This window comes from Neisseria sp. HMSC15G01 (assembly GCF_001808255.1).
Taxonomy (GTDB): Bacteria; Pseudomonadota; Gammaproteobacteria; order Burkholderiales; family Neisseriaceae; genus Neisseria; species Neisseria subflava_A.
Genome location: NZ_KV792677.1, coordinates 1 through 15,678 on the forward strand (window position 1 = coordinate 1; position 15,678 = coordinate 15,678).

The following is a 15,678-nucleotide window of genomic DNA, read 5'->3' on the forward strand; positions in this document are numbered from 1 at the left end:
AGGTGCGGGTGTGGTTTCTTCTGTAATCGCTTAAGTTTAGAGGCCAATAGCTCAATTGGTAGAGTATCGGTCTCCAAAACCGAGGGTTGGGGGTTCGAGACCCTCTTGGCCTGCCAAATAAAAAATTAACCGGCCTTGTGCCGGTTAATTTTTTTGTACTTAAGTTCTAAGATTATTTGGAATTAATTAATGGATCAATGCCGCTATCTAAAATGAAGGCGGGTGGGGTATTGATAAGTGAGTAAAGATGACAGAACATCCGTCTGGACGCAAAGAAGGCCATCAGAAAAAGGAAGTTGTGGTAAGTAATAAGCCGGCTCCTGAAAAGAAAGAAGGTCTGTTTGCATATTTTAAGAGCTCTTGGACTGAGTTTAAGAAGGTAGTTTGGCCGAGTCGTGATGAAGCGGTTAAAATGACTGTATTTGTGATTATCTTCGTTGCAGTTTTAGCAGCCTTCATTTATGCGGCAGATACAATTATTTCATGGTTGTTTTTTGATGTTTTATTAAATAGGAAAGGGTAAAGATGTCAAAGCGTTGGTATGTGGTACAGGCCTATTCCGGTTTCGAGAAAAATGTTCAAAAAACATTGAAAGAGCGTATTACTCGTGAAAACATGGAAGAATATTTCGGTCAGATTCTCGTTCCTGTAGAGGAAGTGGTAGACATCAAGAATGGCCGAAAAACCATCAGTGAGCGTAAATTCTATCCAGGCTATGTGCTGGTTGAAATGGAAATGACCGATGATTCATGGCATTTGGTTAAGAGTACCCCTCGAGTAAATGGCTTTGTAGGTGGTAGCGGAAATCGTCCAATCCCAATTTCTCAAAAAGATGCAGATGCTATTTTGCAACAAGCCAAAACAGGTGTTGAGAAGCCAAAACCAAAAGTTGAATTCGAAGTGGGTCAGCAGGTTCGTGTGAATGAAGGTCCATTTGCTGATTTCAATGGAATTGTTGATGAAGTTAACTACGAGCGTAATAGACTGCGTGTTTCAGTTCAAATTTTTGGTCGGGAAACACCGGTTGAATTAGAGTTCGGTCAGGTTGAAAAGATTTAAGTGGTTTAATTCGCTTGAAAATTTTTTTTTAAGCAGATATAATCGCAAATTCTGTTTGGGAAGCGGAATGGTTCCGCGTTATACCCGTTTTTAGGAGTCCTTAAGTGGCAAAGAAAATTATCGGCTACATCAAACTGCAAATTCCTGCAGGTAAAGCCAATCCATCTCCCCCAGTTGGTCCTGCTTTGGGTCAGCGTGGTTTGAACATCATGGAATTCTGTAAAGCATTTAATGCTGCAACCCAAGGTATGGAACCTGGTTTGCCAATTCCAGTCGTGATCACCGCATTTGCAGATAAATCATTCACATTTGTGATGAAAACCCCACCAGCTTCTATCTTGTTGAAAAAAGCTGCTGGTCTGCAAAAAGGTAGTTCTAATCCTCTGACTAACAAAGTGGGTAAATTGACCCGCGCTCAGTTGGAAGAAATTGCTAAAACTAAAGAGCCTGATTTGACTGCTGCTGATTTGGATGCGGCTGTTCGTACTATCGCCGGCTCTGCTCGCTCAATGGGCTTGGATGTGGAGGGTGTTGTATAATGGCTAAAGTATCTAAACGCTTGAAAGCTCTGCGCTCTTCTGTTGAAGCTAACAAACTGTACGCAATCGATGAAGCAATTGCTTTGGTTAAAAAAGCTGCTACTGCTAAATTTGACGAGTCTGTTGATGTATCTTTCAACTTGGGTGTTGATCCTCGTAAATCTGACCAAGTTATCCGTGGTTCAGTCGTTCTGCCTAAAGGTACCGGTAAAACAACTCGCGTAGCTGTGTTTACTCAAGGTGCAAATGCAGATGCTGCTAAAGAAGCTGGTGCAGATATTGTCGGTTTTGAAGATCTGGCTGCTGAAATCAAAGCTGGTAATCTGAACTTTGACGTTGTTATTGCTTCTCCTGATGCAATGCGTATCGTTGGTCAATTGGGTACCATCTTGGGTCCTCGTGGTCTGATGCCAAACCCTAAAGTAGGTACTGTTACTCCTAACGTTGCTGAAGCAGTTAAAAATGCAAAAGCAGGTCAAGTACAATACCGTACAGATAAAGCCGGTATCGTTCATGCAACTATCGGTCGTGCTTCTTTCGCTGAAGCTGACTTGAAAGAGAACTTCAATGCGTTGCTGGATGCTATCGTTAAAGCCAAACCTGCTGCTGCTAAAGGTCAGTACCTGAAAAAAGTTGCTGTATCCAGCACTATGGGTTTGGGTGTTCGCGTTGATACTGCAAGCGTGAACAACTAAGAAATTTTCAGGTGATCCAGTTTTCTGGATTGCCTGGATTTGGGCTACTTAAAATTAAGTAGATGTCCAAGACCGTAGGGATCGTAAGATTTAATCGTAACTGCCCTACGCAGACGGTAGTCCTGAAACACATTGCAAGATTGCTTGTAAGATGTCTTTTTAGGTTACCGCGCTGGTGGGATATCATTTCGGTATCCTGTTTATAAACAGTGGGAGGTAGACCTTGAGTCTCAATATTGAAACCAAGAAAGTGGCCGTAGAGGAAATTAGCGCAGCAATTGCTAACGCTCAAACTCTTGTAGTCGCTGAATATCGCGGTATCAGTGTTTCCAGCATGACTGAGCTTCGTGCAAATGCACGTAAAGAAGGCGTTTACTTGCGTGTTCTGAAAAATACTCTGGCTCGTCGCGCAGTAGAAGGTACTTCATTCGCAGATTTGGCCGATCAAATGGTTGGTCCATTGGTTTATGCTGCTTCTGAAGATGCTGTTGCTGCTGCTAAAGTGCTGCACCAATTCGCGAAAAAAGATGACAAAATTATCGTTAAAGCCGGTTCTTACAATGGCGAAGTAATGGATGCTGCTCAGGTTGCTGAGTTGGCCTCTATTCCAAGCCGCGAAGAGCTGTTGTCCAAACTGTTGTTCGTTATGCAAGCTCCCGTATCAGGCCTTGCACGTGGTTTGGCTGCTTTGGCAGAGAAAAAAGCTGGCGAAGAAGCCGCTTAATCGATTTTGTTTCATTTAATCAATTATTTTTTAATACAATATTTGGAGTATAAATAGCATGGCTATTACTAAAGAAGACATTTTGGAAGCCGTTGGTTCTTTGACCGTAATGGAATTGAACGATTTGGTTAAAGCTTTTGAAGAAAAATTTGGCGTTTCTGCTGCTGCAGTTGCAGTTGCAGGTCCTGCAGGTGCTGGTGCAGCTGCTGCTGAAGAGAAAACTGAATTTGACGTAGTATTGGCTTCTGCCGGTGATCAAAAAGTTTGCGTGATTAAAGTTGTCCGCGCTCTCACTGGCTTGGGTCTGAAAGAAGCTAAAGACATCGTTGACGGTGCACCTAAAACTCTGAAAGAAGGTGTTTCTAAAGCTGAAGCTGAAGACATCCAAAAACAACTGGAAGAAGCCGGCGCTAAAGTCGAAATCAAATAATTTGATGCTTCCTATGAAGGCTGGCAGTTTTCTGCCAGCCTTATTTTGCTTCTTAAAATAAGCATCAGGCATTGTTTACATTTATTTGCATAGCCTTTATAAAATCATTGCAAATAAATGTAAATATCAGATTGATGCATGCCGTTGTTTCAGACGGCCTATTATTTAAAATTGCTTTTCGGAGTGTATATGAGCTATTCGTTTACCGAGAAAAAACGTATCCGTAAGAGTTTTGCAAAGCGAGAGAATGTCTTAGATGTTCCTTTCCTGCTGGCAACCCAAATTGATTCTTATGCGAAATTTTTGCAGCTGGAAAATGCTTTTGACCAACGTACTGATGATGGTCTGCAAGCGGCATTTAATTCTATTTTCCCGATTGTGAGCCATAATGGTTATGCGCGCTTGGAGTTTGTGCATTACACATTGGGCGAGCCTTTGTTCGATATTCCTGAATGCCAATTGCGCGGCATTACTTATGCGGCCCCATTGCGTGCTCGTATCCGTTTGGTGATTTTGGATAAAGAAGCATCTAAGCCGACAGTAAAAGAAGTTCGTGAAAACGAAGTGTATATGGGCGAAATCCCATTGATGACGCCAAGTGGCTCTTTTGTTATCAATGGTACTGAGCGCGTGATTGTTTCCCAGCTGCACCGTTCTCCTGGTGTGTTCTTTGAGCATGACCGTGGTAAAACACATTCTTCCGGTAAGCTGTTGTTCTCTGCTCGTATTATTCCTTACCGTGGTTCATGGTTGGATTTCGAATTTGATCCAAAAGATTTGCTGTATTTCCGTATCGACCGTCGCCGTAAAATGCCGGTTACGATTTTGTTGAAAGCTTTGGGCTACAACAATGAACAAATCTTGGATATTTTCTACGATAAAGAAACTTTCTATTTGTCTTCAAACGGTGTTCAAACTGATCTGGTTGCAGGCCGTCTGAAAGGTGAAACTGCCAAAGTTGATATCTTGGATAAAGAAGGCAATGTACTGGTCGCCAAAGGTAAACGCATTACTGCGAAAAATATCCGTGATATTACCAATGCAGGCTTGACTCGTCTGGATGTAGAGCCAGAAAGCCTGTTGGGTAAAGCATTGGCTGCTGACCTGATTGATCCGGAAACCGGCGAAGTATTGGCTTCTGCTAACGATGAAATTACAGAAGAACTGTTGGCCAAGCTTGATATCCATGGCGTAAAAGAAATTACGACCCTTTATATCAATGAATTGGATCAAGGCGGTTACATCTCCAGCACTCTGCGTACAGACGAAACTGCTGATCAGCAGGCTGCACGCGTTGCGATTTACCGCATGATGCGTCCTGGCGAACCGCCTACCGAAGAAGCTGTTGAGCAGCTCTTCAACCGCTTGTTCTTCAGTGAAGACAGCTATGATTTGTCTCGCGTAGGTCGTATGAAATTTAATACGCGCACATACGAGCAAAAATTGTCTGAAGCACAACAAAACTCTTGGTATGGCCGTTTGCTGAATGAAACTTTGGCCGGAGCAGCTGAAAAAGGCGGTTACGTTCTGAGTGTTGAAGACATCGTTGCTTCCATTGCTACATTGGTTGAACTGCGTAACGGTCATGGCGAAGTAGATGATATTGACCACTTGGGTAATCGTCGTGTTCGTTCTGTGGGTGAGTTGACTGAAAACCAATTCCGCAGCGGTTTGGCTCGTGTAGAACGTGCAGTTAAAGAGCGTTTGAACCAAGCAGAATCTGAGAACTTGATGCCGCATGACTTGATCAATGCGAAACCTGTTTCTGCTGCGATTAAAGAATTCTTCGGCTCCAGCCAATTGAGCCAATTTATGGATCAGACCAACCCATTGTCTGAAGTTACCCATAAACGCCGTGTATCTGCATTGGGCCCGGGCGGTTTGACTCGCGAACGTGCAGGCTTTGAGGTGCGAGACGTACATCCGACCCACTATGGCCGTGTATGTCCTATTGAAACACCTGAGGGTCCAAACATTGGTTTGATCAACTCATTATCCGTTTATGCGCGTACCAATGATTATGGTTTCTTGGAAACTCCTTACCGCCGTGTTGTCGATGGCAAAGTAACTGAAGAAATCGACTACTTGTCTGCTATCGAAGAAGGTCGTTATGTGATTGCACAGGCAAATGCCGATTTGGACAAAGATGGTAATTTGATTGGCGACTTGGTCACTTGTCGTGAAAAAGGCGAAACCATTATGGCAACGCCTGACCGCGTTCAATATATGGACGTGGCAACCGGTCAAGTGGTATCCGTTGCAGCATCTCTGATTCCATTCTTGGAACATGATGACGCGAACCGTGCATTGATGGGTGCCAACATGCAACGTCAGGCCGTACCGTGTCTGCGCCCTGAAAAACCGATGGTTGGTACCGGTATCGAGCGCTCTGTTGCCGTTGACTCTGCAACTGCAATCGTTGCCCGCCGTGGTGGTGTGGTTGAGTATGTAGATGCAAACCGCGTTGTGGTTCGTGTTCATGATGATGAAGCGACTGCCGGTGAAGTGGGTGTCGATATTTATAACTTGGTTAAATTCACTCGTTCTAACCAATCTACCAACATCAACCAACGTCCGGCCGTAAAAGCAGGCGATGTGTTGCAACGTGGTGACTTGGTGGCCGACGGTGCATCTACCGACTTGGGCGAGTTGGCTTTGGGTCAAAACATGACCATCGCCTTCATGCCATGGAACGGTTACAACTACGAAGACTCGATTCTGATTTCAGAAAAAGTGGCTGCAGACGACCGCTATACTTCGATTCACATTGAAGAGCTGAACGTTGTCGCACGTGACACTAAACTGGGTGCGGAAGACATTACCCGCGATATTCCGAACTTGTCTGAGCGTATGCAAAACCGTTTGGATGAATCCGGTATCGTGTATATCGGTGCAGAAGTAGAAGCAGGTGACGTCTTGGTAGGTAAAGTAACACCTAAAGGCGAAACCCAACTGACTCCTGAAGAAAAACTGCTGCGTGCCATCTTCGGTGAAAAAGCATCTGATGTAAAAGATACTTCATTGCGTATGCCTACCGGCATGAGCGGTACCGTTATCGACGTTCAAGTCTTTACTCGTGAAGGTATCCAACGCGACAAACGTGCTCAATCCATTATTGATTCTGAATTGAAACGTTACCGTCAAGATTTGGGCGATCAATTACGTATTTTCGATAATGACGCATTCGACCGTATCGAGCGTATGATTGTTGGTCAAAAAGCCAATGGTGGTCCGATGAAGCTGGCTAAAGGCAGCGAAATTACTACCGAATATTTGGCAAGCCTGTCCAGCAAACATGATTGGTTTGACATCCGTCTGGCTGACGAAGATTTGGCCAAACAGTTGGAACTGATTAAATTGAGCCTGAAACAAAAACGCGAAGAAGCGGATGAGTTGTATGAGATCAAGAAGAAAAAACTGACCCAAGGCGATGAGCTGCAACCAGGCGTACAAAAAATGGTGAAAGTATTTATCGCCATCAAACGCCGTCTGCAAGCCGGTGACAAAATGGCGGGTCGCCACGGTAACAAAGGCGTGGTATCACGCATTCTGCCAGTGGAAGACATGCCTTACATGGCTGACGGCCGTCCGGTAGACATCGTACTGAACCCATTGGGCGTACCTTCCCGTATGAACATCGGTCAGATTTTGGAAGTTCACTTGGGTTGGGCGGCAAAAGGTATCGGCGAACGCATCGACCGAATGCTGAAAGAGCAACGCAAAGCCAGCGAGCTGCGTGAATTCTTGAACAAACTCTACAACGGTAGCGGTAAGAAAGAAGATTTGGACAGCCTGACAGATGAAGAAATCATCGAATTGGCTTCCAACCTGCGTAAAGGTGCATCTTTCGCCTCTCCTGTATTCGATGGTGCGAAAGAGTCTGAAATCCGCGAAATGTTGAACTTGGCTTACCCAAGCGAAGATCCTGAGGTTGAGAAACTGGGCTTCAATGACAGTAAAACTCAAATCACGCTGTATGACGGCCGTTCAGGCGAAGCATTTGACCGCAAGGTTACAGTCGGTGTGATGCACTATCTGAAACTGCACCACTTGGTTGACGAAAAAATGCACGCCCGTTCTACCGGTCCATACAGTCTGGTTACCCAGCAGCCTCTGGGCGGTAAAGCTCAGTTCGGTGGCCAACGTTTCGGTGAGATGGAGGTTTGGGCATTGGAAGCATACGGCGCGGCATACACGCTGCAAGAGATGCTGACTGTGAAGTCTGACGACGTGAACGGCCGTACCAAAATGTACGAAAACATCGTCAAAGGCGAACACAAAATCGATGCCGGTATGCCTGAATCCTTCAACGTATTGGTTAAAGAGATTCGCTCACTGGGCTTGGATATCGATTTGGAACGTTACTAAACAGAAGTTTTCAGACGGCCTTTCAAGGTCGTCTGAAAAAGCGGTTTCAGAATAAGAATGAAGCAATCGGCATTTAGGCCGTCTGAAATCAAAAGTACCGTTTCACAATATCGAAAATCCGCCATGCGGTAAAAATACTTCCTTCAAGGAGCAAAAATGAATTTGTTGAACTTATTTAATCCGTTGCAAACTGCCGGCATGGAAGAAGAGTTTGATGCCATCAAAATCGGTATTGCCTCTCCCGAAACCATCCGCTCATGGTCTTATGGCGAAGTTAAAAAACCTGAAACCATCAACTACCGTACGTTCAAACCTGAGCGCGACGGTTTGTTCTGCGCCAAAATCTTTGGCCCTGTCAAGGACTATGAATGTTTGTGCGGTAAATACAAACGCTTGAAATTTAAAGGCGTAACCTGTGAAAAATGTGGCGTAGAAGTGACCCTGTCTAAAGTACGCCGCGAACGCATGGGCCACATTGAATTGGCTGCACCTGTTGCCCACATTTGGTTCTTGAAATCCCTGCCTTCCCGCTTGGGTATGGTATTGGACATGACTTTGCGCGATATCGAACGCGTATTGTACTTTGAAGCATTTGTGGTAACCGATCCCGGTATGACTCCGTTGCAACGTCGTCAATTACTGACTGAGGACGATTACTACAACAAACTGGACGAATACGGCGACGACTTCGATGCCAAAATGGGTGCAGAAGGTATCCGTGAATTGCTGCGTACCTTGGATATTACCGGCGAGATCGAAATTTTGCGTCAAGAGCTGGAATCTACCGGTTCTGACACCAAAATCAAAAAAATCGCCAAACGTTTGAAAGTATTGGAAGCCTTCCACCGTTCCGGTATGAAACTGGAATGGATGATTATGGATGTGCTGCCGGTATTGCCGCCTGATTTGCGTCCGTTGGTTCCATTGGATGGCGGTCGTTTTGCCACTTCCGATTTGAACGATTTGTACCGTCGTGTTATCAACCGTAACAACCGTCTGAAACGTCTGTTGGAATTGCATGCGCCTGACATCATCGTTCGTAACGAAAAACGTATGTTGCAAGAAGCAGTTGACTCTCTGTTGGATAACGGCCGCCGCGGTAAAGCCATGACTGGTGCCAACAAACGTCCGCTGAAATCATTGGCAGATATGATTAAAGGTAAAGGCGGCCGCTTCCGTCAAAACCTGCTGGGTAAACGTGTGGACTACTCCGGTCGTTCCGTGATTACCGTAGGCCCATACCTGCGTCTGCACCAATGTGGTCTGCCGAAAAAAATGGCGTTGGAACTGTTCAAACCATTTATTTTCCACAAATTGGAAAAACAAGGTTTGGCTTCTACCGTTAAAGCTGCGAAAAAATTGGTAGAACAAGAAGTACCTGAAGTATGGGATATCTTGGAAGAAGTGATCCGCGAACATCCGATTATGCTGAACCGTGCGCCAACCCTGCACCGTTTGGGTATTCAAGCGTTCGAACCTATCCTGATCGAAGGTAAAGCGATTCAGTTGCACCCATTGGTGTGTGCCGCATTTAACGCCGACTTTGACGGTGACCAAATGGCTGTACACGTTCCATTGAGCTTGGAAGCACAAATGGAAGCACGCACGCTGATGCTGGCTTCAAACAACGTATTGTCTCCAGCCAACGGCGAACCAATCATCGTACCTTCTCAAGATATCGTATTGGGTCTGTACTACATGACCCGCGACCGTATCAATGCCAAAGGCGAAGGCAGCCTGTTTGCCGATGTGAAAGAAGTGCATCGTGCATACCATACCAAACAGGTTGAACTGGGTACGAAAATTACCGTACGTCTGCGTGAATGGGTGAAAAACGAAGCAGGTGAGTTTGAGCCTGTTGTTAACCGTTACGAAACAACTGTCGGCCGTGCATTGTTGAGCGAAATCTTGCCTAAAGGCCTGCCGTTCGAGTACATCAACAAAGCGCTGAAGAAAAAAGAAATTTCTAAACTGATTAACGCATCATTCCGTCTGTGCGGCCTGCGTGACACAGTTATTTTCGCCGACCACTTGATGTACACCGGTTTCGGTTTTGCGGCTAAAGGCGGAATTTCCATTGCGGTTGACGATATGGAAATTCCGAAAGAAAAAGCAGCTTTGCTGGCCGAGGCTAATGCCGAAGTTAAAGAAATCGAAGATCAATACCGTCAAGGTTTGGTAACCAACGGTGAACGTTACAACAAAGTGGTCGATATTTGGGGTCGTGCCGGCGATAAGATCGCTAAAGCGATGATGGACAACCTGTCCAAACAAAAAGTCATCGACCGTGACGGCAACGAAGTTGATCAAGAGTCCTTCAACTCTATTTACATGATGGCCGACTCTGGTGCCCGTGGTTCTGCAGCTCAGATTAAACAGTTGTCCGGTATGCGTGGTTTGATGGCAAAACCTGACGGCTCGATTATTGAAACGCCTATTACCTCTAACTTCCGCGAAGGCCTGACCGTATTGCAATACTTTATTGCGACCCACGGTGCGCGTAAGGGTTTGGCGGATACCGCGTTGAAAACTGCAAACTCCGGTTACTTGACCCGTCGTTTGGTAGACGTAACCCAAGACTTGGTGGTTGTTGAAGACGATTGCGGTACTTCAGACGGCTTTGTCATGAAAGCAGTAGTACAAGGCGGTGACGTAATTGAAGCGTTGCGCGATCGTATTTTAGGCCGTGTTACAGCATCAGATGTTGTTGATCCTTCAACAGGAGAAACATTGGTTGAGGCAGGTACATTGCTGACTGAGAAATTAGTCGATATCATTGACCAATCTGGTGTTGACGAGGTTAAAGTCCGTACGCCAATTACTTGTAAAACCCGTCATGGTTTGTGTGCACACTGTTATGGCCGCGACTTGGCGCGCGGTAAACTGGTTAACGCTGGTGAAGCTGTAGGTGTGATTGCTGCACAATCCATTGGTGAGCCAGGTACTCAGCTGACCATGCGTACGTTCCACATTGGTGGTGCGGCATCTCGTGCGGCGGCAGCCAGCCAAGTAGAAGCTAAATCCAATGGTACAGCACGTTTCAGCAGTCAAATGCGTTATGTTGCCAACAACAAAGGCGAGTTGGTTGTCATTGGCCGTTCTTGTGAAGTAGTGATTCACGACGATATCGGTCGCGAACGTGAACGTCACAAAGTACCTTACGGTGCAATCCTGCTGGTACAAGACGGCGAAGCCATTAAAGCTGGTCAAACCTTGGCAACTTGGGATCCGCATACCCGTCCGATGATCACCGAACATGCAGGTATGGTGAAATTCGAAAACGTGGAAGAGGGTGTTACCGTTGCGAAACAGACCGACGATGTAACTGGTTTGTCTACTTTGGTAGTGATTGACGGCAAACGTCGTTCCTCTAGTGCTTCTAAACTGTTGCGTCCGACTGTCAAACTGTTGGATGAAAATGGTCTGGAAATTTGCATTCCTGGTACGACTACCCCAGTTTCTATGGCATTCCCGGTCGGTGCGGTGATTACCATTCGTGAAGGTCAGGAAGTCGGTAAGGGTGATGTGTTGGCGCGTATTCCACAAGCGTCTTCTAAAACCCGCGATATTACCGGTGGTCTGCCACGCGTAGCCGAATTGTTTGAAGCACGCGTGCCGAAAGATGCAGGTATGTTGGCTGAAATTACCGGTACCGTTTCCTTCGGTAAAGAAACCAAAGGTAAACAGCGCCTGATTATTACCGACGTAGACGGTGTAGCATACGAAACCCTGATTTCTAAAGAGAAACAGATTCTGGTACACGATGGTCAAGTGGTAAACCGCGGTGAAACCATCGTAGACGGTGCCGTAGATCCACACGACATTCTGCGTCTGCAAGGTATCGAAGCATTGGCTCGCTACATTGTTCAAGAGGTACAAGAGGTTTACCGCCTGCAAGGTGTGAAGATTTCCGATAAACACATCGAAGTCATCATCCGTCAAATGCTGCGTCGAGTGAACATTGTCGATTCCGGTGATACAGAGTTCATTACCGGCGAACAAGTTGAGCGTGGCGATGTGATGCTTGCCAATGAAAAAGCCATGGCTGAAGACAAAGAGCCGGCACGTTACGAAAATGTGTTGCTGGGTATTACCAAAGCTTCCTTGTCTACAGACAGCTTCATTTCAGCGGCATCGTTCCAAGAAACAACCCGCGTCTTGACAGAGGCCGCTATTATGGGCAAACAAGACGAGCTGCGTGGTTTGAAAGAGAACGTAATTGTTGGTCGTTTGATTCCTGCCGGTACAGGTTTGACCTACCACCGCAGTCGCCATCAACAATGGCAGCAAGCCGATCAAGAAACTTCTGAAACCGAAGCTTCAGACGAATAATCCCTCGGGATTGTTGTGAAAATAAAACCGCAAGCCAGTCTTGCGGTTTTATTTTTTAGAGGACTTAAAAGAGGGTAGAGTTTAAGGCCGTCTGAATAAATAAGGAAAGCAATGGAGAAAATAAGTAGAGAACCAAATTGCGGACTTATTTAAAATGACAAAGGCCGTCTGAATGTTTCAGACGGCCTTTGTTTCTAAAATTTAGGCATAAATTGGAAAACACCAAACTTTATCAGTCATTTGCTTGACTAAACCCTTGCAATAAAAATATAATTCCAATCTTGTCGACATGGTGTCGGCAAGTATTTAACTCAACAGGACGAGAAAATATGCCAACTATTAACCAATTGGTACGCAAAGGCCGTCAAAAGCCTGTGTACGTAAACAAAGTGCCTGCACTGGAAGCTTGCCCGCAAAAACGTGGCGTGTGCACCCGTGTATACACAACTACCCCTAAAAAACCTAACTCTGCATTGCGTAAAGTATGTAAAGTTCGCCTGACCAACGGTTTTGAAGTAATTTCATACATCGGTGGTGAAGGCCACAACCTGCAAGAGCACAGCGTCGTATTGATTCGCGGCGGTCGTGTAAAAGACTTGCCAGGTGTACGTTACCACACTGTACGCGGTTCTTTGGATACTGCAGGTGTTAAAGACCGTAAGCAAGCCCGTTCTAAATACGGTGCTAAGCGTCCTAAATAATTATCGGGACTCAAATAGGCACGTCGGCCGCCTAAGCTGAACAACGGCCGAGTAAGTGAATACTCAATTGGGTATTCATGGGAATTGCCCCAACTGAATAGATTAAAGGAAATTAAAATGCCAAGACGTAGAGAAGTCCCTAAGCGCGACGTACTGCCAGATCCTAAATTCGGCAGCGTTGAGCTGACTAAATTCATGAACGTATTGATGATTGACGGTAAAAAATCTGTTGCAGAACGTATCGTTTACGGTGCGCTGGAACAAATTGAGAAAAAAACCGGCAAAGTAGCAATCGAAGTATTTAACGAAGCCATTGCAAACGCCAAACCTATCGTGGAAGTGAAAAGCCGCCGTGTAGGTGGTGCAAACTACCAAGTTCCTGTTGAAGTTCGTCCTTCACGTCGTCTGGCTTTGGCAATGCGCTGGGTTCGCGACGCGGCCCGTAAACGTGGTGAGAAATCTATGGACCTGCGTTTGGCAGGCGAATTGATTGATGCGGCTGAAGGTCGTGGCGGTGCGTTGAAAAAACGTGAAGAAGTACACCGCATGGCTGAAGCTAACAAAGCATTCTCTCACTTCCGTTTCTAATATCGAAAGGCTAACAAAATGGCTCGTAAGACCCCTATCAGCCTGTATCGCAATATCGGTATTTCTGCCCATATTGACGCGGGTAAAACAACCACAACAGAACGTATTTTGTTCTATACAGGTTTGACTCATAAATTGGGCGAAGTGCATGACGGCGCGGCTACTACCGACTACATGGAACAAGAGCAAGAGCGTGGTATTACCATTACTTCTGCTGCTGTGACTTCTTATTGGTCCGGTATGGCGAAACAGTTCCCTGAGCACCGTTTCAACATCATCGACACCCCGGGACACGTTGACTTTACCGTAGAGGTAGAGCGTTCTATGCGTGTATTGGACGGCGCAGTAATGGTTTACTGTGCAGTAGGCGGTGTTCAACCTCAATCTGAAACCGTATGGCGTCAAGCTAATAAATACCAAGTACCTCGCTTGGCATTTGTAAACAAAATGGACCGTCAAGGTGCCAACTTCTTCCGCGTTGTTGAGCAAATGAAAACCCGTTTGCGCGCAAACCCAGTACCTATCGTGATTCCGGTTGGTGCGGAAGACAGCTTCAGCGGTGTTGTTGACCTGTTGAAAATGAAATCCATTATTTGGAATGAAGCCGATAAAGGTACAACCTTTACCTATGGCGATATTCCTGCTGAATTGGTTGAGACTGCTGAAGAATGGCGTCAAAACATGATTGAAGCTGCAGCAGAAGCCAGCGAAGAATTGATGGATAAATACTTGGGCGGTGATGAGCTGACTGAAGAAGAAATCGTAGGCGCATTGCGTCAACGTACTTTGGCTGGTGAAATTCAACCAATGTTGTGCGGTTCAGCATTTAAAAACAAAGGTGTTCAACGTATGTTGGATGCAGTTGTAGAATTGCTGCCTGCTCCTACCGACATTCCTCCAGTTCAAGGTGTTAACCCTAACACTGAAGAAGCCGACAGCCGTCAAGCCAGCGATGAAGAGAAATTCTCTGCATTGGCGTTCAAAATGTTGAACGATAAATACGTTGGTCAGTTGACTTTCATCCGCGTTTACTCTGGTGTTGTGAAATCCGGTGATACCGTATTGAACTCAGTAAAAGGTACTCGCGAACGTATCGGTCGTCTGGTGCAAATGACTGCTGCAGACCGTACTGAAATTGAAGAAGTACGCGCTGGTGATATTGCAGCTGCGATCGGTCTTAAAGACGTTACCACTGGTGAAACCCTGTGTGCTGAAAGCGCACCAATCATCTTGGAACGCATGGAATTCCCTGAGCCGGTAATTCACATTGCTGTTGAACCAAAAACCAAAGCCGACCAAGAGAAAATGGGTATTGCCCTGAACCGTCTGGCGAAAGAAGACCCTTCTTTCCGCGTTCGTACAGACGAAGAATCCGGTCAAACCATTATTTCCGGTATGGGTGAATTGCACTTGGAAATTATTGTTGATCGTATGAAACGCGAATTCGGTGTGGAAGCTAACATTGGTGCGCCTCAAGTTGCATACCGTGAAACTATCCGCAAAGAAGTTGAAGCTGAATACAAACACGCTAAACAATCCGGTGGTAAAGGTCAATACGGTCACGTTGTGATCAAAATGGAACCTATGGAGCCGGGTGGTGCAGGTTACGAATTTATCGACGAAATTAAAGGTGGTGTGATTCCTCGCGAATTCATTCCGTCTGTCGATAAAGGTATCCGCGATACCCTGCCTAACGGTATCGTTGCAGGTTACCCAGTAGTTGACGTACGCGTACGTTTGATCTTCGGTTCTTCACACGACGTTGACTCCTCTCAACTGGCGTTCGAATTGGCTGCTTCTCAAGCCTTTAAAGAAGGTATGCGTAAAGCCAATCCTGCTCTGCTTGAGCCAATCATGGCAGTTGAAGTGGAAACCCCTGAAGAATACATGGGTGACGTAATGGGCGACTTGAACCGTCGTCGTGGCGTTGTATTGGGTATGGATGATGACGGTATCGGCGGTAAAAAAGTCCGTGCCGAAGTACCTCTGGCAGAAATGTTCGGTTACTCAACCGACCTGCGTTCTGCAACCCAAGGTCGCGCTACTTACTCCATGGAGTTCAAAAAATACGCTGAAGCTCCTGCTCACGTAGCTGCTGCTGTAACTGAAGCCCGCAAAGGCTAATCAGAAAAGACCGTCTGAAACTGAAAATAAATTTTCAGACGGCCATTGTTCTTTAATCGATCTTTATATGTAAAGGAATTAGCTCATGGCTAAGGAAAAATTTGAACGTAGCAAACCG

Annotated in this window: 11 protein-coding genes and 1 tRNA gene; all 12 read left to right on the forward strand. The window is 45.8% G+C overall.

What is annotated here, in order from left to right; translation table 11 throughout:
• Positions 1-40: 40 nt before the first annotated feature.
• The 12 genes from HMPREF3139_RS05500 (at position 41) to fusA (ending at position 15,560) form a co-directional block, all read left to right on the forward strand.
• Positions 41-116 (forward strand) — tRNA-Trp (locus tag HMPREF3139_RS05500).
• Between the two features lie 131 nt (positions 117-247).
• Entirely contained in the window at positions 248-523 is a 276-nt protein-coding gene (secE, locus tag HMPREF3139_RS05505) for a preprotein translocase subunit SecE (RefSeq protein ID WP_070461116.1), read from the forward strand.
• A gap of 2 nt (positions 524-525) precedes the next feature.
• Positions 526-1,059, forward strand: coding sequence for a transcription termination/antitermination protein NusG (gene nusG, locus HMPREF3139_RS05510; protein WP_070461118.1), 534 nt, complete (start codon positions 526-528; stop codon positions 1,057-1,059).
• Between the two features lie 104 nt (positions 1,060-1,163).
• A complete protein-coding gene (gene rplK, locus HMPREF3139_RS05515; RefSeq protein WP_002220151.1) occupies positions 1,164-1,598 on the forward strand; it encodes a 50S ribosomal protein L11 in 435 nt (144 codons plus the stop codon).
• Positions 1,598-2,293, forward strand: a complete 696-nt coding sequence (rplA, locus tag HMPREF3139_RS05520) for a 50S ribosomal protein L1 (RefSeq protein ID WP_003677918.1) — start codon at positions 1,598-1,600, stop codon at positions 2,291-2,293. Before rplK ends, rplA begins: the two co-directional genes overlap by 1 nt.
• 223 nt (positions 2,294-2,516) lie before the next feature.
• Positions 2,517-3,017, forward strand: a complete 501-nt coding sequence (gene rplJ, locus HMPREF3139_RS05525) for a 50S ribosomal protein L10 (RefSeq protein ID WP_070461120.1) — start codon at positions 2,517-2,519, stop codon at positions 3,015-3,017.
• Between the two features lie 58 nt (positions 3,018-3,075).
• Entirely contained in the window at positions 3,076-3,447 is a 372-nt protein-coding gene (gene rplL, locus HMPREF3139_RS05530) for a 50S ribosomal protein L7/L12 (RefSeq protein WP_070461122.1), read from the forward strand.
• Between the two features lie 189 nt (positions 3,448-3,636).
• Entirely contained in the window at positions 3,637-7,815 is a 4,179-nt protein-coding gene (gene rpoB, locus HMPREF3139_RS05535) for a DNA-directed RNA polymerase subunit beta (protein WP_070461124.1), read from the forward strand.
• Between the two features lie 156 nt (positions 7,816-7,971).
• Positions 7,972-12,147 (forward strand): DNA-directed RNA polymerase subunit beta', encoded by a 4,176-nt coding sequence (gene rpoC / locus HMPREF3139_RS05540; protein WP_070461127.1) that lies wholly within the window; start codon positions 7,972-7,974, stop codon positions 12,145-12,147.
• A 329-nt stretch (positions 12,148-12,476) separates the two neighbouring features.
• Positions 12,477-12,848, forward strand: a complete 372-nt coding sequence (gene rpsL, locus HMPREF3139_RS05545; RefSeq protein WP_002218431.1) for a 30S ribosomal protein S12 — start codon at positions 12,477-12,479, stop codon at positions 12,846-12,848.
• A 117-nt stretch (positions 12,849-12,965) separates the two neighbouring features.
• Complete coding sequence (rpsG, locus tag HMPREF3139_RS05550; protein WP_002240962.1) at positions 12,966-13,436, forward strand: 30S ribosomal protein S7; 471 nt, start codon at positions 12,966-12,968, stop codon at positions 13,434-13,436.
• Positions 13,437-13,454: 18 nt separating this feature from the next.
• Positions 13,455-15,560, forward strand: a complete 2,106-nt coding sequence (fusA, locus tag HMPREF3139_RS05555; RefSeq protein WP_036491326.1) for an elongation factor G — start codon at positions 13,455-13,457, stop codon at positions 15,558-15,560.
• Positions 15,561-15,678: the final 118 nt, after the last annotated feature.

Bases quoted from the DNA above. Each gene is read 5' to 3' on its own strand.
- secE (WP_070461116.1), top strand. From the start codon at position 248: ATGACAGAACATCCGTCTGGACGCAAAGAAGGCCATCAGAAAAAGGAA.
- nusG (WP_070461118.1), top strand. From the start codon at position 526: ATGTCAAAGCGTTGGTATGTGGTACAGGCCTATTCCGGTTTCGAGAAA.
- rplA (WP_003677918.1), top strand. From the start codon at position 1,598: ATGGCTAAAGTATCTAAACGCTTGAAAGCTCTGCGCTCTTCTGTTGAA.
- rplL (WP_070461122.1), top strand. From the start codon at position 3,076: ATGGCTATTACTAAAGAAGACATTTTGGAAGCCGTTGGTTCTTTGACC.
- rpoB (WP_070461124.1), top strand. From the start codon at position 3,637: ATGAGCTATTCGTTTACCGAGAAAAAACGTATCCGTAAGAGTTTTGCA.
- rpoC (WP_070461127.1), top strand. From the start codon at position 7,972: ATGAATTTGTTGAACTTATTTAATCCGTTGCAAACTGCCGGCATGGAA.
- rpsL (WP_002218431.1), top strand. From the start codon at position 12,477: ATGCCAACTATTAACCAATTGGTACGCAAAGGCCGTCAAAAGCCTGTG.
- rpsG (WP_002240962.1), top strand. From the start codon at position 12,966: ATGCCAAGACGTAGAGAAGTCCCTAAGCGCGACGTACTGCCAGATCCT.
- fusA (WP_036491326.1), top strand. From the start codon at position 13,455: ATGGCTCGTAAGACCCCTATCAGCCTGTATCGCAATATCGGTATTTCT.